The 18,260-nt window shown below is 70.2% G+C and carries 11 protein-coding genes; 8 read left to right on the forward strand and 3 right to left on the reverse strand.

Translation table 11 applies throughout. The features are described 5' to 3' along the window. Nucleotides 1-27: 27 nt before the first annotated feature. The 5 genes from AC068D_RS24935 (at nt 28) to AC068D_RS24955 (ending at nt 9,041) form a co-directional block, all read left to right on the forward strand. Nucleotides 28-2,124: a phosphocholine-specific phospholipase C gene (locus tag AC068D_RS24935; protein ID WP_478825262.1), complete on the forward strand. Its 2,097-nt coding sequence runs from the start codon at nt 28-30 to the stop codon at nt 2,122-2,124. 203 nt (nt 2,125-2,327) lie between these two features. Next, nucleotides 2,328-4,862, forward strand: coding sequence for an MMPL family transporter (locus AC068D_RS24940; RefSeq protein ID WP_478825263.1), 2,535 nt, complete (start codon nt 2,328-2,330; stop codon nt 4,860-4,862). A 56-nt stretch (nt 4,863-4,918) separates the two neighbouring features. Then, nucleotides 4,919-5,482 carry a GNAT family N-acetyltransferase gene (locus tag AC068D_RS24945; protein ID WP_478825264.1) on the forward strand — a complete coding sequence of 188 codons (564 nt, stop codon included), beginning with the start codon at nt 4,919-4,921 and terminating at the stop codon, nt 5,480-5,482. A 180-nt stretch (nt 5,483-5,662) separates the two neighbouring features. Continuing rightward, nucleotides 5,663-5,824, forward strand: a complete 162-nt coding sequence (locus AC068D_RS24950; RefSeq protein ID WP_478825265.1) for a hypothetical protein — start codon at nt 5,663-5,665, stop codon at nt 5,822-5,824. Nucleotides 5,825-5,957: 133 nt separating this feature from the next. Continuing rightward, entirely contained in the window at nt 5,958-9,041 is a 3,084-nt protein-coding gene (locus AC068D_RS24955) for a helix-turn-helix transcriptional regulator (protein WP_478825321.1), read from the forward strand. A 70-nt stretch (nt 9,042-9,111) separates the two neighbouring features. Here AC068D_RS24955 and AC068D_RS24960 read toward each other — a convergent pair whose 3' ends face one another. The 3 genes from AC068D_RS24960 to AC068D_RS24970 form a co-directional block, all read right to left on the reverse strand. After that, a complete protein-coding gene (locus AC068D_RS24960; protein WP_478825266.1) occupies nt 9,112-9,288 on the reverse strand; it encodes a DUF6191 domain-containing protein in 177 nt (58 codons plus the stop codon). A 14-nt stretch (nt 9,289-9,302) separates the two neighbouring features. Then, nucleotides 9,303-10,463, reverse strand: a complete 1,161-nt coding sequence (locus tag AC068D_RS24965; protein WP_478825267.1) for a PQQ-dependent sugar dehydrogenase — start codon at nt 10,461-10,463, stop codon at nt 9,303-9,305. 382 nt (nt 10,464-10,845) lie between these two features. Beyond that, on the reverse strand, nt 10,846-11,862 hold the full coding sequence (locus tag AC068D_RS24970; protein WP_478825268.1) for an aldo/keto reductase: 1,017 nt from the start codon (nt 11,860-11,862) through the stop codon (nt 10,846-10,848). A gap of 90 nt (nt 11,863-11,952) precedes the next feature. Here AC068D_RS24970 and AC068D_RS24975 point away from each other — a divergent pair, with 90 nt between their 5' ends. The 3 genes from AC068D_RS24975 (at nt 11,953) to AC068D_RS24985 (ending at nt 18,230) form a co-directional block, all read left to right on the forward strand. After that, complete coding sequence (locus AC068D_RS24975; protein ID WP_478825322.1) at nt 11,953-12,891, forward strand: 2-hydroxyacid dehydrogenase; 939 nt, start codon at nt 11,953-11,955, stop codon at nt 12,889-12,891. A gap of 358 nt (nt 12,892-13,249) precedes the next feature. Continuing rightward, the gene (locus AC068D_RS24980) at nt 13,250-16,129 is read left to right on the forward strand and encodes a putative bifunctional diguanylate cyclase/phosphodiesterase (RefSeq protein ID WP_478825269.1); all 2,880 of its coding nucleotides are present in this window, start codon (nt 13,250-13,252) and stop codon (nt 16,127-16,129) included. 214 nt (nt 16,130-16,343) lie between these two features. Next, a complete protein-coding gene (locus tag AC068D_RS24985; RefSeq protein WP_478825270.1) occupies nt 16,344-18,230 on the forward strand; it encodes an acetolactate synthase large subunit in 1,887 nt (628 codons plus the stop codon). Nucleotides 18,231-18,260: the final 30 nt, after the last annotated feature.

Genomic DNA, 18,260 nt, shown 5'->3' on the forward strand with positions numbered 1-18,260 from the left:
CGGTAACACGCGACCCGGGAGGATCACTTGGCCACGGACATCTCACGGCGACGGCTGTTCGCCCTCGGCGGAGGCGCCATCGGTGCCGCAGCGGCCGGGTCCCTGCTGCCGCCCTCCCTGCGGACCGCGCTTGCCCATGAGCCGCCGCCCGGCGGCCTGCGCGCGATCAGGCACGTGGTGATCCTTATGCAGGAGAACCGTTCCTTCGACCACTACTTCGGCACTCTGCGCGGCGTTCGCGGCTTCGGTGACCGCAACGCCGTCGAACTTCCCTCCGGGGCATCGGTGTTCGAGCAGCCGGGTCCCCTGCGCACCGTGCTGCCCTTTCCGGTGCGCGACGCCGCCGAGACGCAGAAGAAGGACCTGCAGTACATAGGCGACCTCGATCACTCCTGGGGCGGCGGGGCCAAGGCCTGGCGCGACGGCTGGATGGACGGCTGGGTCTCGGCCAAGACGGCCGCGACCATGGCGTACTACGACCGCCGGGACATCCCCCTGCACTACGAACTCGCGGACACGTTCACCATCTGTGACGCCTACCATTCCTCGATCCATACGTCGACGAGCCCCAACCGCAACCATCTGTGGAGCGGCTGGACGGGCTTCGAGGCCGACGGCAGCCGCGCCGTGACCAACGCCGCGTACGCCGAGGGCACCCATCCCGGCTACCCGTGGCCGACGTACGCCGAACGGCTGGAGAGGGCCGGCCGCACCTGGAAGACCTACCAGGAGTGGGAGAACTTCACCGACAACAACATCGAGTTCTTCACCACCTTCAAGGAGATCGCGCGGAAGGCTCTCGCCAAGGCCGGCGACTTCACCTTCATGGAGGCCTTCTACGCGAAGGTCCGTGAGACCTCCGACACCGCCGAACGGGCCAGGCTGCTCGCGGCCCTGGAGGAGGGCCTGGCCGCGCTCGACGAGGAGGAGCGCTCGCTGTTCGAGCGCGGGCTGCGCCGCACTGAGACCGGCTCGCTCGCCGAGCGGTTCCGCGCGGACGTGGCCGCCGGCACGCTGCCCGAGGTGTCGTACCTGGTGCCGTCCGCGATCGACTCGGAGCATCCCGGCTCGTCCTCACCGGTCGCGTCCGCCACTCTCGTCTACAAGGTGCTGGACGCTCTCGGCGCCCACCCGGACGTGTGGCGGCACACCGTCGTCCTGATCAACTACGACGAGAACGACGGCTTCTTCGACCATGTGCCTCCACCGGTTCCGCCCGCCGGCAGCACGGAGGAGCGCTGGCAGGATAGGCCCACCGGTCTCGGCATCCGAGTGCCGCTGCTCGTCGTGTCGCCGTGGACCGTGGGCGGCTACGTGTGCTCCGAGGTCTTCGACCACAGCTCGGTGATCCGCTTCCTGGAGAAGTGGACCGGAATCGAGGAGCCGAACATCACCGCCTGGCGGCGCACCGTCACCGGCGATCTGACCTCGGCCTTCGACTTCCGGCGCGGGTACCGGCAGCCGGAGGTGGACCCGCCGGGCGCGATCCCGCCGTTCACCGGACGCTGGCGGCCGGAACCCCCGGTGGTGCAGCACATGCCGGTACAGGAGCCCGGAACGCGGCGGGCCCGTCCGCTGCCGTATCAGCCCGACGCCTGTGCGAGGCACGGCGAGGGGGCACTGAACGTCGAGCTCAGCAATACCGGGAGCGCGAGTGCACATTTCGCGCTCTACCCGTACGCCGGTGAGTTTCCCGTCCCGCAGCACAAGGACGTCAGGGGCAGGGAGCGATGGCGCGTGCCCCTCGACGGGGATGCCTACCGCTTCACGGTCACCGGGCCGAACGGCTTCCGTCGCGAGTTCGCCGGACGGGCCGGGGGTACCGGCGCCGAGGTCGCCTCGCGGATCGACCACCACGACCGCGATCTTCACCTGACGCTGCGCAACAACGGCGACCGGGCCATCACGTTCACCGTCCGGCCGCTCGGCTACGTCGACGACGAGGACCTGCGGGACTGGACCAGGAAGCTCGTCGTGAAGCCCGGCCGAAGCCGCACCGTCGTCCACTCGGCCGCCGACGCACAGGGGTGGTACGACGTCGAGGTGACGGCGGAGGGCGACAGCGGCTTCCGACGCCGGCTCATGGGCCATATCGAGAACGGGCGCCCGAGCGTCTCCGGCTGACCTGCGGGGCGCGCGGGAGCGGGGACCCCGGCTCCGGCTTCCGCGCACTCCTGTGACGATCGCCACGAATGTGAGTATTCCCACGAACAGGGCAAACGATCATCAAACGATCGCCCTCTCCTGACAGAGTGCCTCCTGAAGGTCGTGCGTTCTTTGCGGGCAGTTCCCAGTGAAGATCCAGGAATCAACAGGGAGCTCGTCCGTTGGCAGCCATTGCACGGTGGTGCGTCAGGCACCGCCTCGTCGCCGTACTTCTCTGGCTGCTCACCCTCGGTGGCGTCACGGCCGCGGCCGTTCTTGCAGGCGCCGCCTACTCCAACGACTACGAGGTCCCCGGCACCGAGTCGGGCCGTGCGACCGAGCTGATGCGGGCGGGGTTCCCCGGGCAGAGCGGGGCGAGCGACACCGTCGTCTGGCACACGCCGCGCGGAAGCGTCCGGGCCGAGGCCGTCGAGCAGCGCATGACGAAAGCGCTCGACGACATCGCTGCACTCGACGGGGTCGTCTCCGTCACGGGTCCCTATGACGCGACGGAAACCGGTGCTCGCGGCGATGCGCGTGGCGGATCCGGTGGCACGAAGAAGGCAGACAAGGCCTCCGAAGAGGCGTCGGCGAAGAGAACCGGCGAAGCGGTCAAGTCGGGGCATTCGGTCGATGCTGTGGACGCTCCCAGAACCCCGAAAGCGTCGAACCCGCCGAATGCTGCCGGTGCATCCGACTCGGGTGGTCCGGGCCGGAAGCGGCAGTCGGAGAGTGTGGGCACCGCAGGCAAGAACGGCGACGCTGCCCCCGGCGGAGGCGTGAGCACGAAGCGCGCGAGGGGGGACGGAAACGCCGGGAGTGCCACTCGTTCGTCCGCCCCCGGGCAGATCAGCGAGGACGGACGCATCGCGTACGCCACCGTCACCTTCGACAAGGAGGCCGACGAGATACCCGAGGCCCGGGCCCGCGCCGTCATCCGGACGGCCAAGGCCGCCGAGGACTACGGACTGCAGGTCGAACTCGGCGGCAGCGTCACCGCGCTGACCGAAGCGCCGTCCGCACACACCGCCGAGATCGTCGGTGTTGCGGTGGCCGCAGTCGTCCTGTTCCTCGCCTTCGGCTCCGTGGCGGCCAGCCTGCTCCCGATTGCCACCGCGCTCGTCGGCGTCGGTGCCGCGTACGCGGGAATCGTGCTGCTCGGCCATGTCATGGACGTCGCGGACTTCGCGCCCATGCTGGGGCTGCTGATCGGCCTCGGTGTCGGCATCGACTACGCGCTGTTCATCGTGACCAGGCACCGCAAGGGGCTCAGACGCGGACTCTCCGTGGCCAAGGCCGCGGAGAGTGCCGTGGCCACCACCGGCCGTGCCGTCGTCTTCGCCGGTGCAACCGTCTGCATCGCTCTTCTCGGCATGCTGGTCCTGCGTCTGTCCTTCCTCAATGGTGTGGCGATCGCGGCCTGTCTGACGGTTCTGCTGACCGTCGCGGCCTCCGTGACCCTGCTGCCTGCGCTGCTGTCCTTCATCGGGATGTGCGCGCTGAGCCGGCCGGAGCGCCGCAGGCTTGCCAGACGTGGCCCCCGGCCCGAACTCCCGACGGGCTTCGCCGCACGCTGGTCCGCCTTCGTGGAACGTCACCCGAAGCTGCTCGGCTCGATTGCCGCCGTGGTGATGCTCGTCCTCGCCCTGCCCGCGTTCTCACTCCACCTCGGCACGTCCGACCAGGGCAACAACCCGGCATCCAGCACCACCCGCCAGGCGTACGACCTGATCGCCGAGGGCTTCGGGCCCGGCGTCAACGGACCGCTCGCCCTGGTCGCCGAGCTCGACGGTGCCGATGACCGGCTGGCGCTCGAGGGGCTCCCCGACCTGCTCCGGGACACACCGGGCGTGGCCTCCGTCGGGCCCGTCACCTACAACGGCAGCGCCGACACCGCCGTACTCACCGTGGTGCCGGAGACATCGCCGCAGTCGGAGCGGACCAGCGCACTCGTCGACCGGCTCCGGACCGATGTCGTGCCCGCAGCCGAGAGCGGCACGTCCCTCGAGGTCCACGTCGGCGGTGTGACCGCCGGCTACGACGACTTCGCCGGGATCATCGTCGGCAAACTGCCCCTGTTCGTCGGCGTCGTCATCGCGCTGGGCTGTCTGCTTCTGCTGCTCGCCTTCCGCTCCTTCGGAATCCCGCTCAAGGCCGCCCTCATGAATGTGGCCGCCGTCGCCTCGGCCTTCGGCGTCGTCGTCGCGATGTTCCAGTGGGGCTGGGGGAGCGAGCTGCTCGGTCTGGGCAGCGCCGGGCCGATCGAGCCCTTCCTGCCCGTGATCATGGTCTCGGTGCTCTTCGGGCTCTCCATGGACTATCAGGTCTTCCTGGTCAGCCGGATGTACGAGGAGTGGCTCGAGACCGGGGACAACCGGCGGGCCGTCCGGGTCGGCCTCGCTGAGACCAGCCGCGTGATCAACTCCGCGGCGTTCATCATGATCTCGGTCTTCCTCGCCTTCGTCCTCAGCGGCGACCGGGTCATCGCCATGTTCGGCATCGGTCTCGCCGCGGCCGTCGCGCTGGACGCCTTTGTGCTCCGCACGCTCCTGGTGCCCGCCCTCATGCATCTGCTGGGCAGCGCCAACTGGTGGCTGCCCGGCTGGCTGGACCGCCGGCTGCCGCGGATCAGCATCGAAACTCCCGAGACCCGGATCCGTGCACATGCGAAGATCACGGAAGTGCGTGTGAGCGAGGACGGTCCGCTCGCGCGGTGACTCCATACCTCGATGTCCCGGCACTTTGCACACATCGAACGCCGACAAGGAGTGGGATGTTCTCCATACCCCTGGGAGACGGTGCGGAACTCCAGCCCATCGAACCCTGGCAGAGCGAGGAGTTCCTCGCCCATGTGGACCGTGCGCGTGAGTACGCCGGGCCGTGGGTGCCGTTCACGGTCAAGGTCACCGACAGCGATTCCGCGCGTTCCTTCCTCCAGTCCTTCGCCGACAGGCATGCCGCGGACACCGGCCACCTCTGGGTGATCCGGCTCGACGGCACAGTCGTCGGCGGCATTCTCTTCCGGATCTTCGACACCGAGTGCGAATCCTGCGAGGTGGGTGTCTGGCTGGAGCCGTCCGCGGCCGGCCGGGGGCTGATCACCCGGGCCGCTGGCCATGTCATCGACTGGGCCGTGGACGAGCGCGGCATGCACCGTGTCGAATGGCTCGCCTCCTCCGCCAACCACCGCTCCATCGGCGTCGCCGAGCGGCTCGGCTTCAGCCGCGACGGAGTCCTGCGGGAGAGCTTCCCCTGGCAGGGCGTACGCCATGACATGGAGGTCTGGTCCGTTCTCGCCCCCGAGTGGCGCGAACGGCGCGCGGACCGCCCTTCCTGAGTCCCGGACGGGGGTGCCTTAGGGCGGACCGGTGGGCCACCGTCCGACGCCTAAGGCCCCCGCACCGCGAAGATGCGGCACTCTCCCGATGCGGCCGCACCGCCTGGGAGACGAGAGTCGAGACATCGCAGAGAGCGAGGCTCGCAGGAGCCACCGACACCTCGTCACCAGGAGAACACCATGCTCGACTACACCATGCACCAGCTGAACGAGGCCGAGCTGATCCGTCGGGCCGACAACGAGCGACTGGTCCGCCAGGTGCGCCGGACCGCTCGGCGGAACGCCAAGGATGCCCCCGAGGGGCGGGTGAGCAGCCGGAGTCGGTTCCAACGGGCGGCCTGAAGCCCGCGTCATGACGGACTTCCCCATGACCGGCGTCCCGAAGAGGCGTGTCACGGCGGGCGAACTCCGGACCATGCACGTTCCGGTGGCCGTCCCGCCGATATCCGGTGCCGTCGAGCACGGCGGCTGTGCGATGCTCGGCGGCGTGGAGAACAGGTCCGTCAGCCCCGTCTTCGTCGGTCGCACCGGCGAACTGGCGGCCCTCACCGGTGCGCTCACCCGCGTCACCGCTGAGGGCCCCTCCCTGCCCGGAGGTTCCGGCGGCGAGCCGCAGGCGTTTCTCGTCGGTGGAGAGGCCGGCGTCGGCAAGACGCGGCTCATCGAGGAGTTCCGCGACGAGGCCTGCCGCAGAGGCGCGGTCTTCGCCATCGGCGGCTGTGTCGAGATCGGGGCAGACGGACTGCCCTTCGCCCCGTTCTCCACCGCCCTGCGGAGCCTGCGCCGACAACTGCCGGACGAGCTCGCCGCCGCCGCGGTCGGCCGCGAGGAGGAACTGGCCAGGCTGCTGCCCGAGCTGGGCGAAACACCCGCCCGGCAGGCACGGCACGACGAAGACAGCATGGCCCGGCTCTTCGAACTCACCCTGCGGGTCCTGGAACGTCTGGCCGCCGAGCGCACGGTCGTCCTGGTGCTGGAGGACCTCCACTGGGCGGACGCCTCCACCCGCCATCTCCTCGCCTATCTCTTCCGCACCCTGCGCCGCGGGCGCCTGGTCGTCATCGCCACCTACCGCAGCGACGACATCCACCGGCGCCACCCCATGAGACCCTTCCTCGCCGAACTGGACCGGCTGCGCACCGTCCAGCGCATCGAGGTACCCCGGTTCAGCCGTGACGAGGTCGCCCGCCAGATGGCCGGAATCCTCGCCAGCGAGCCGGCGCCCTACTTCGTCGACGACACCTTCGAACGCTCCGACGGCAATGCCTTCTTCGTCGAGGAGCTGGCCGTCGCCGCCGACGGGGGATGCTGCTCGGCGCTGACCGACTCCCTCCGCGACCTCCTTCTGGTCCGTGTCGAGAGCCTGCCCGAGCACGCCCAGCGGACCGCGAGGGTCGTCGCCGAGGGCGGCTCCACCGTCGAGTACCCGCTGCTCGCCGCCGTCGTCGGTCTCAGTGAGGACGAGCTGATAGAGGCACTGCGCGCAGCCGTCGGCGCCAACATCCTGCTGGCCACCCCCGACGGCGACGGCTACCGCTTCCGCCATTCGCTGGTGCGTGAAGCCGTCAGCGACGACCTGCTGCCCGGGGAACGCTCCCGGCTCAACCGCCGTTACGCGGAAGCCCTGGAGGCATGCCCGGCCCACGTCTCGGCCGACCAGCGTGCCGCACGGCTCGCCAGCTACTGGTACTACGCCCACGACGCCGCCAAGGCGCTCCCCGCCGTGCTCCTCGCCTCGGTGGAGGCGCGCCGCCGGCATGCCTACGCCGAGCAACTGGAGCTGCTCGAACGGGCGATGGAGCTGTGGGACGAGACTCCCGAAGCGGTACGGGCCGAACTGCGGCCCGTCGACCACGCCGAGGTCTACCCTCCTTGCGGCTGCGACCCGGCTTCCACCCCGCTGCGCTATCTGGACCTCATGGCCGAGGCGGCGGTCGCGGGCCGGCTCAGTGGCGAACGGGACCGTGCCCTGAAGGTCATCAAGCGGGCACTGCGGCTGCTGGAGGAGAGCGACCGCACCCCCGGCTCCGGGGGAAACGACCCCCAGCGTGCCGCCTGGTTCTGGGCGCAGCGTTCCCGGCTGGTGCAGAGCCAGTCCCGCGGCGACGGCTGGAAGGAACTCGCCAGGGCACAGGAGCTGGTGCACGGCCTTCCGCCGTCCGAGGTTCACGCCGAGGTCCTTGCCGCCGTGGCGGGCTGGTCCATGCTCCATCAACCCGGCCCCGATGCCTTCGCCGCCGCCGAACGTGCCGTCGAATACGCCCGAATGGTCGGGGCGGACGAGATCGAGATGAACGCCCGGATCACCCTCGGCGGCCTGATGGTCGACGCGGGCGACATCGAGGCCGGACTCGCCGAGATGTACGCGGTCAAGGACAAGGCCGCCGAGCCGGGCTTCGCCGCCATGGTGGGCCGCAGTCATGTGAACCTCCCCTCCGTCCTTGAAGGCGTCGGCCGCTCCGAGGAAGCCGTGCACATCCTCGAAGAAGGCCTTGTGCTGTCCCGGAAGTACGGTCTCCTGGACGCCGAGGCCTGGGTGTGGGGCAATCTGTCCGAATCCCTCTATGCGCTCGGCCGGTGGGACGAAGCCATCGAGGCCGCTGGCAATGCCGAGCGGGTCGCCCAGAGCGCCAAGTCGCGGGGACTCGGTGCCGCCCGGCTCTCCCATCTCGCCCTGGTCCGGGGAGACTTGGCCGAGGCGACTCGTCGATTCGCCGCCGCCTGCGACCACTACGGCACCCACGACCCCATGCCGCAACAGTCGATACCCCTGGCCCGCATCGCGGTCGGAATCGCGGTCGGTGAGGGCCGCATTCTCGACGCCCGGGACGAACTGGACCGTGCTGTGGCCTCGGGCTTCCGGCCCGGAACCCAGCGCTACGCCTGGCCTCTGCTGCTCGCCGCGGCCGGCGCCGAGGCCGACGCCCGAGGGCTGCCGGCCGCCGAGGCGGGCCGAGCCGATGCACTTGCCCGTATCCGCGGCGCCGCCAAGGCGCTGCCCGCCATCGTCCCGCTCTGGAACGCGTACGACCGCTGGGTCCGCGCCGAGCTGCTCCGCGCCGAGGGCCGGGACACCCCGGACGTCTGGGCCGAGGTGTTGGACGCCTTCACCACGGTGAACCGCCCCTACGACGTGGCGCGGGTCCGCCACCGCGCGGCCGAGTCACTGCTGGCCGCCGGGGAGCGGGAGTGCGCGATCGAACTCCTGCGCCAGGCCCAGGAGACCGCGGAGGGTCTGGGAGCACGCCCGCTCGCCGAGGCCGTCGCCCTGCTCGCCCAGCGTGGCCGTATCCGGCTCATCGAGCCGGGCCAACGGACCGCCGCCCCTGTTGCTGCGCTCGCCCCGGTGGACGAGCTCGGTCTCACCCCGCGGGAGCAGGACGTGCTGCGCCTGGTCGCGGCCGGCCGCACCAATCGCCAGATTGCCGATGAGCTCTACATCTCACCCAAGACTGCGAGCGTGCATGTCTCCAACATCCTGGCCAAGCTGGGCGTGACCGGGCGCGGTGAGGCTGCCGCCCTGGCCCATCGCCTCCGCCTCTTCCCCGCGACCGTCTGAGACTCGTCGGAACTCGTCGGAACTCGTCGCGATTCGAGGCGTGCCGGTGCCGGTGCCGGTGCCGGGACGGTCAGGTCTCCGGAGCTTCGTGCCGGACGCGTATGACAACCTTGCCGGAGGCCAGGTCTATCTCGCCGTGCCCCGGATCGCCGTCGCCGACATCCACCCGCGTCAGGCTGAGCCGGTTGCGCTCGTCCTCGGTGTGCTTGCGGCCGGGCGCGAAGAGCTCCTCGAACATGTTGAACACAAGCCGCCCACCTCTCACTCCACTTCGAGGCGCAGGATCCGGTCGTCCCCGGCCTCGGGCGTGCCCCTGTTGTCCGTCTCGCTGGTGACCAGCCAGACGGCCGAGCCGCCACCTGGCCCGCCGACCGGCAGGACGGTGCGCAGACGGCCGTACTCTCCCTGCAGGAACGACTGGGGCGCCGCCGAAGGTTCCGCACCGGCCAGCGGAATCCGCCACAGACGCTCGCCCCTCAGCCCGGCCATCCATATCGATCCCTTGGCGTAGGCGATCCCACTGGGCGATGCATCGTCCGTCCGCCACTGGGCCACCGGGTCCACAAAGCCGGCCCTGCCGCCTTTGCCCTCCACCTCGGGCCAGCCGTAGTTCTTGCCGGGCTCGATGACATTGAGTTCGTCCCAGGTGTCCTGGCCGAACTCGGCTGCCCACAGCCGCTTCCGGGAGTCCCAGGCGATCCCCTGCACATTGCGGTGTCCGTACGAATACACCACCGAATCCGGCGAGGGGTTGCCATGCACCGGCTGCCCGTCCGGCGTCATGCGGAGGATCTTGCCGCCGAGTGACTCCTTGTCCTGTGCCAGGCCCGTCTCACCTGTCTCGCCGGTGCCTGCATACAGCATCTTGTCCGGGCCGAACGCAATCCGTCCGCCGTTGTGGACGATGCCCTTCGGGATGCCCCTGAGCACCGTGTCAGGGGCGCCGAGCTGCTGCCCGGCCGGCTTCCTCTCGTCGTACAGCATGCGGGCGATGCGGTTGTCCGACGCCGTCGTGAAATACGCATAGACCAGACGGTCCGAGGCGAACGACGGGGAGACGGCGAGCCCCATCAGGCCGCCCTCACCCGCCGGTGCGACGCCGGGCACCGAGCCGATCTCGGTCTTGCGGCCGCTCCTGACGTCGATGCGCGTGATCGTCCCTTCGTCACGTGACGAGACGAGCAGATCACCGTCCGGCAGTGCGGCCAGGCCCCAAGGTGACTTCAGGTCCTCCGTCAGGGTCGCCTTCACCTTCACCGAGCCCTTCGGCGGCGGGGCGTCCGGAGTGGCCGTGCCGTCCGTGGCGGGGGAGGACGCGGGGGCCGAGGAGGTGCCGTTGCGGCCACCGGTCGGATCCGCGCCGCCGTCGGACGAACACCCGGCGGTGAGCAGCAGGGCGGCAGCGGCCAGCACGGCCGTCACAGATGGACGTTGCACTGTTCTTTGTCCCTTCGCCGGGTGAGCGGCCGGTGCGCGCTCCATGAGCTGTATGTCTACTGTTCATACACCGCAGCGCCGCCCGGGGTTCCCGATCTCCGTGCAGGATCACGAGGACGGGACCCGGCAGCGACCGGCGGACGGGCCGACCGGCGAACCGGACCGCATCCGTTCGTGATCCGCCGACGGGCCCGCCGCACAGCGACCCGACAGCGAGCCGAGCAACCCGACCGAGCGACCGGCGCGCATCGGGCGGCGACCCGAGCGCTCCCAACCCGCACAGCGACCCGACAACGACCCGAGCGACCCGAGTGACCCGACACGACCCCGAACGGACCCCGAAAGGACCCGGGTGGGACGACGACTGCTAGTCCCAGGATCCCCTGGCCGGCGGCAGTCCGGCGATCTCGGCGACATCCCGAGCGGTGAGCTCGAGCCCCGCGGCAGCCGCGTTCTCCACGGCCCACCGTTCCCGCTTGGCCCCCGGCACCGGCACCACATGCCGCCCCTGACCCAGCACCCACGCCAGCGCGACCTGCGCGGGAGTCGTCCCGGGAGCGTGCCGCGCGGCTACCCGGCGCAGCCCCGCCACGAGTGACTGGTTCGCCGCCATCATCTCCGCGGTGAACCGTGGATGCCGGGCCCTCAGGTCGTCCGGCTCGAAGCCCCCGCCGGGCGTCAGCGTCCCCGTCAGAAAGCCGTTGCCCAGCGGCATCGCGGCGAGAAAGCCCACCCCACGCGCCTCGCACCAGGGCAGCAGCTCCGTCAGCGCCTCGGGCGACCACACCGAGAGCTCCGCCTCCACCGCACTGACAGGGAACACCTGCTGCACCCGTTCCAGTTGGCGGATCGTTCCTGCGTGGATTCCGGCCGGTACCCCGGACGACGCAGCCGCTCTGCGCGATGCCTGCGCCCCCACCGCGCAGAGACCGAGTGCCCGTACCTTCCCCGCGGACACCAGCTCCGCCATCGCGCCCCAGGTCTCCTCCACGGGGACCTCCGGGTCCGCGCGGTGGAGCTGATAGAGGTCGATCACCTCGGTCCCCAGGCGGCGCAGCGACGCGTCGCACGCCCGCCGCACGTACCCCGGCCGCCCGTTGGCCACGATGTGCTGGTCGCCGACCAGCAGGCCGACCTTCGTGGACACGAAGGCGTCCGCACGCCGCTCCTTCAGTGCGCGGCCGAGCAGCAGCTCATTGGTGAACGGGCCGTACATGTCCGCGGTGTCGAGCAGGCTCACACCGGCGTCCAGCGCGGCATGCACCGTGCGCAGCGAACGGTCTCCATGCTGCTGCGAACCGGTGTACGCCCAGCTCATCGGCATACAGCCGAGGCCGATCGCGCCCACCTCGAGCGCCGCCGCGCCGATTGTCCTGCGCTCCACCTGCTCGTACCCCTCCTTGTGCCGCACCCAAAACTAACGTCTGACTCCCACCCGGCTTCGCATAGCCTCCTGACCATGACTGCAGCAGACGTGTGGCTCCCCATCCCGGCCGAAGAGATCGACGGACTCCCCGCTCCCGCCGGTTCGGGGCTCCACTACCGCTACTGGGACGGGGGCCGCGACTTTCCCGCCGATCCCGCCGACTGCGCCTTCTACGTCGTGCCGTACATGAAGGGCACGGAGACCGCGGTGCGTCCGCTGAGCGCCATGACGTCCGTGCGGGTGGTCCAGACGCTGTCGGCCGGAATCGACCATGTGCAGCCGGGTCTCGGTTCGCTGCGCGCCGGGGTACGCCTCTGCAACGCCAGGGGAGTCCACGAGGCGAGCACCGCCGAACTTGCCCTCGCCCTCATCCTGGCGTCCCTGCGCGGAATCCCCCGTTTCGTGGAGGGCCAGCGCCAGGAGGAGTGGCTGGGCGGCTTCTATCCGGCGCTGGCCGACAAGTCGGTGCTCATCGTCGGCTACGGCTCGATCGGAGCCGCCATCGAGGACCGGCTCGCGCCCTTCGAATGCGCGCGGGTGGCGCGCGTCGCGCGCTCGGCCCGCACCACGGAGCGCGGCGAAGTGCACCCACTCTCCGAACTCCCGGCCCTGCTCCCGGGTGCCGACGTGGTGATCCTCTCCACCCCGCTCACTGCGGCGACGCACCATCTCGTGAACGCCGCCTTCCTGTCCCGGATGAAGGACGGTGCGCTGCTGGTGAACGTCGCCCGCGGGCCCGTCGTCGACACCAAGGCGCTGCTGGTGGAGACCGAGAGCGGCCGTATCACCGCAGCTCTCGACGTCACCGACCCCGAACCGCTGCCCGCCGGGCATCCCCTCTGGCACGCGCAGGGTGTACTGATCAGCCCTCATGTCGGCGGTTCCACCTCGGCGTTCATGCCGCGTGCCAAACGCCTGCTGGCAGGCCAGCTCACCCGGTTCGCCGAGGGCCGGCCCCTGGACAACGTGGTCCTCACGACCGAGTAGCCGTTCAGCACCGGGTGGACGCCCCCACCCCGGCAGTTGGACACTCAGTGGAGTCATCCGGATGCGTCGCGTGTCGACGATGCCGGTGATCGTCACTGAGAGTAGAGAACCCCTGTCCCTGAGTGACGAGACTGGTGTATCGTCCCGAGTTGGGGGCTGCGTCGTGCACGGGGCGGCGCCGCGGAGTGATCAGAGTTCGAGGGGGGCGACGGGCGATGCACGGCCAATGGACCAACGATCCGACGCGGCAGGAGTGCCGCCGACCAGTTCCGCGCGTTCCGCAGCGCGCCCCGAAACGCGCCCTGAAGCGCCGTCGCCGAGGACGGAGCCGGCTGAAAGTACTGTCAGGGGCTGCGCGGTGAGCGCCCCGGGAGCCGTCCTCACACGTCCGCCCGTCTCCGAGGGCAGTACGGGACGGCTGCCCCAGGCCCTTCTCGCGCTGGCCAGCGGCGGCTATGCGACGGGCGCCGCCTTTGGCTGGGGTTCCGAGCAACTGGCCCTGATCATGGGTGACTTCGGGCTCAGTTTCGCCGCTCTGCTTGCCGCGGTGTCCTGCTTCCTCTTCGCCCGCACACGGGGCGTCCGCTTTCGCCCCGCCTGGATGCTGTTCGCGGTCTCCTCCGCCATGGCCGCCTGCGGCAACGCGGTCTGGGGCTGGTACGAGGTGGTGCTCGGGCGGCCTGTGCCGAGCCCGTCCCTCGCCGATCTGTTCTTCCTCTGCTTCGCGCCGCCCGCCATCGTGGGACTGCTCGTCCTCGCCAAGCGGCCCGTCACGCGGGCGGGATGGGTCTGCCTCGCTCTCGACTCCTGGCTGATCGGCGGCTCCCTGCTGACCCTCTCCTGGAGTCTCGCGCTCGCCCACACCGCGCACTTCCAGGGGGAGAGCGTAGCCGAGGTGGCGCTCTCGCTCGCCTATCCGCTGCTGGACATCGTCCTGGTGAGCATGGTCCTCGCACTGCACTTCCGGCGGTCGAACGCCAACCGGCCTGCGATCAACACCGCCATCGCGGCCCTCGCCCTGACCGTCCTCTGTGACGCCCTGTTCACCTCGCCGCTGCTGCGGGAGAACTACCGCTCGGGCCAGCTTCTCGACGCCGGCTGGTTCGCCGGCTCACTCCTCCTCGCGTACGCGCCCTGGGGGGTACGCCGGCTGGAGGCGAGCGCCGCCTGCGCGCGCGGACCCCGGCCTGCAGGTCATCCGGCGTTCAGCCGTCCCATCACCGGCTCCCTCGCCGCCCTCACCCCGTATCTGGCCGCCGCCGTCTGCACCCTCGGGATCCTCTACAACGTCATCGACGGCCGTAGGGTCGACCGGGTGGTGGTGTTCACCGGCTGCACGGTCGTCATGGCGCTGGTGGTCCGGCAGGGCATCATGCTGCTCGACAACATCGCCCTGACCCATGAACTGGCCCAGAAGGAGAACCACTTCCGCTCCCTGGTCCAGGGCTCGAGCGACGTCATCATGATCGCCGCACCGACCGGCGTGCTCCGCTATGTCAGCCCGGCGGCCGCAGGCGTCTACGGCCGGGACGCGGACGAGCTCATCGGATCCGAACTGGCCTCCCTGATCCACCCCGAGGACCTCGGGCGCGTCGTCCACGAGGTGCGCCGCTTCCTGGCCGCTCCTCCTTCGGAGGAGCCGACGACCCGCATCGAGTGCCGCTTCAGATCCGGCACCGGCCAGTGGCTGAACGTCGAGTCCACGGTCAACCGCCACCAGGGCGGGCTGATCTTCAACAGCCGGGACGTCACGGAACGGGTCCGCCTCCAGGCCCAGTTGCAGCACAACGCCGAGCACGACCCGCTCACCGATCTGCCCAACCGTGCCCTGTTCACCGAGCGGGTCCGCAGGGCCCTGGGCGGCCGTCGTGCGGGCGATCCCGGTACGGCCGTGCTCTTCATCGACCTCGACGGCTTCAAGGGCGTGAACGACCGCCTGGGCCACCAGGCCGGTGACGAGCTGCTCATCCAGGCCGCCGCACGCCGGCTCCAGGAGTCCGTGCGAGCGGGGGACACCGCCGCCAGGCTCGGCGGCGACGAGTTCGCCGCCCTGATCCTCGGTGACGGCACCCGCGACCGGTCCGCCCGCGAGTACCAGGTGCGCGAGATCGCCGACCGGCTGCGCCTCATGCTCTCGCAGCCCTACCGCGTCGAGGGAAGCGAGGTGAGGGTCGCCGCGTCCATCGGCGTCGCCTTCGCCGAGCCGGGCATCAGCGCGGGCGATCTGCTGCGCAACGCCGATCTGGCCATGTACCGGGCCAAGGCGGGGGGCAAGGACCGTGTCGAACTGTACGCCCCACAGATGCAGGCGGAGGTCGTCCGCCGCACCGAACTGGCCACCCGGCTGCGCGCGGCCCTCCATGACGGCGAGTTCGCCCTCCTCCATCAGCCCGTGGTCAGTCTCACCACGGGCCGGATCACCTCCGTCGCCGCGCAGGCCCGCTGGAGATCCGCCCAGGGCATCCTGTTCACGCCGGCCGAGTTCCTCCGGGGCGCCGAGGACAGCGATCGCACCGCCGAGCTCGGCCGCTGGCTCCTGGAGGAGGCCGTCGAGCAGGCCGCCGAGCGCGGCCGTCTCGGCCACACCGCGCCCGTCTCGGTCCGGCTCTCCGCGCGCCGGCTGCTGGACCGGTCCCTGCCACTCGGCTCCATCGAGGCCCTGCTCACCCGGTACAGCCTGCCGTCCGGCTCCCTGGTGCTCGAGCTCGCCGACAGCGACCCGAGGATCTCCTTCGACGAGCTGGAGCAGCGCCTGGTCGTGCTCCGCAGGCTGGGCGTACGGATCGCACTCGACGGCTTCGGGAGCGGCTACGCCGCGATCAACGCGCTGCGCCGGCTCCCCATCGACGTGCTGAAGCTCGATCGCGGCCTGGTCGAGGGCGTCGTCGAGTCCGCCCGGCTGCACAAGATCACGGCGGGTCTGCTGAGGATCGCCTGCGATCTCGGGATGCAGTCCGTGGCGGACGGGGTGGACACCCCCGAGCAGGTCGTGGCTCTTCGCGCAATGGGCTGCAGCCATGGGCAGGGGATGGCATTCTCGGGACCACTGGACGAGTACCGGCTGCGCCGTGCGCTGGTCCGTGCCGAGTACCCGGTGCCCGGGAAAGCGGCTCCGGGTGCGCTTCCGGTCCTCACCGGAGGATCTCTGCCCGCCGCACGCGCCGGCACGACGGCCCCGGGGATCGTCGGGAGTGGGCCGATCCGCTCAAATAATGAGACGCCCGTCCCACCCACTTGACAGTGACAGTGCGCCGGGGGGAGGGTCAATGCCATGCGCACTCGAATTCTCGTACTTGGAAAGCGCGTCGGCTGAAGCGGGCCCTGCACGGGCTCTGCACAACGCACCGGCGCGCTCCCCTCGCTTGCCTATCGGCACGAGGGGTTTTTTGTTGCATTGACACTGGCCAAATCACCGCAAAATCCCTGCAAAAACCCTCAGCTTTGAGAAGAGAATGCCGATGACCGACCAGGCCACCGGGGCCCACCATCCGCAGCCGCGGGCCCGTTCCGGCGGACAGCCCTCCGTCACCGTTGAACACGTCACGGGTGCGCAGTCCCTCATTCGCTCTCTCGAGGAGGTCGGGGCCGACACGGTGTTCGGTATCCCCGGCGGTGCCATCCTCCCGGCCTACGACCCGCTGATGGACTCCTCCCGGGTCCGCCACATCCTGGTCCGACACGAGCAGGGGGCGGGCCACGCAGCGACCGGATACGCCCAGGCCACCGGCAAGGTCGGCGTGTGCATGGCCACCTCGGGTCCGGGTGCCACCAACCTGGTCACACCGATCGCCGACGCCCACATGGACTCCGTCCCGCTGGTCGCGATCACCGGTCAGGTGGCCAGCAGGGCCATCGGCACGGACGCCTTCCAGGAGGCGGACATCTGCGGCATCACGATGCCGATCACCAAGCACAATTTCCTGGTCACCAAGGCCGAGGACATCCCGAAGACGATCGCGGAGGCCTTCCACATCGCCTCCACCGGCCGTCCGGGACCGGTCCTGGTGGACATCGCCAAGGACGCGCTGCAGGCGCAGACCACCTTCAGCTGGCCGCCGCACACCGATCTGCCCGGATACCGGCCTGTCACCAAGCCGCACGCCAAGCAGATCCGTGAGGCAGCCAAGCTGATCACCCAGGCCAGGCGCCCCATCCTGTACGTCGGCGGCGGTGTCCTCAAGGCACACGCCACCGCCGAGCTGAAGGTCCTCGCAGAGCTCACCAACGCCCCCGTCACCACCACCCTGATGGCGCTGGGCGCGTTCCCCGACAGCCACCCGCTGCACGTGGGAATGCCGGGCATGCACGGTGCGGTCACCGCCGTCACCGCGCTGCAGAAGGCCGACCTGATCGTCGCCCTCGGTGCCCGTTTCGACGACCGCGTCACCGGAAAGCTGGACAGCTTCGCCCCGTACGCCAAGATCGTCCACGCCGACATCGACCCGGCCGAGATCGGCAAGAACCGCGCCGCCGACGTTCCGATCGTCGGTGACGCACGCGAGGTCATCGCCGATCTCGTCCAGGCCGTCCAGGCAGAGCACAGCGAGGGCAACGCCGGCGACTACAGCGCCTGGTGGCAGGACCTCAACCGCTGGCGCGAGACCTACCCGCTCGGTTACGAGACGCCGGAGGACGGCAGCCTCGCCCCGCAGCAGGTCATCCAGCGGATCGGCCAGCTCGCCCCGGAGGGCACCATCTTCGCGGCGGGCGTCGGTCAGCACCAGATGTGGGCGGCCCACTTCATCGACTACGAGAAGCCCGCCACCTGGCTGAACTCCGGAGGCGCCGGGACCATGGGCTATGCCGTCCCGGCGGCGATGGGCGCCAAGGCCGGCCGGCCGGACCGCACCGTCTGGGCGATCGACGGCGACGGCTGCTTCCAGATGACCAACCAGGAGCTGGTCACCTGTGCGCTGAACGGCATCCCGATCAAGGTCGCGATCATCAACAACGGCGCACTGGGCATGGTCCGCCAGTGGCAGACCCTGTTCTACAACGAGCGCTACTCCAGCACCGTCCTGCACTCCGACGAGACCGGTCACCACACCACGGGCTCCCAGCTGGGGGCGTCCACCTCGCCCCGCAAGGGCACCCGTGTCCCGGACTTCGTCAAGCTGTCCGAGGCCATGGGCTGTGTCGCGCTGCGCTGTGAGGACCCGGCCGACCTCGACAAGGTCATCGCCGAGGCCAACGCGATCACCGACCGCCCCGTCGTGGTCGACTTCATCGTCCACGAGGACGCCATGGTGTGGCCGATGGTCGCCGCCGGCACCTCCAACGACGAGGTCATGGCCGCGCGTGGCGTCCGCCCCGACTTCGGCGACAACGAAGACGACTGAGCGACCAGCGAGAGTAGAGAGAGACGTCAC

Source organism: Streptomyces sp. NPDC043861 (genome assembly GCF_056435905.1).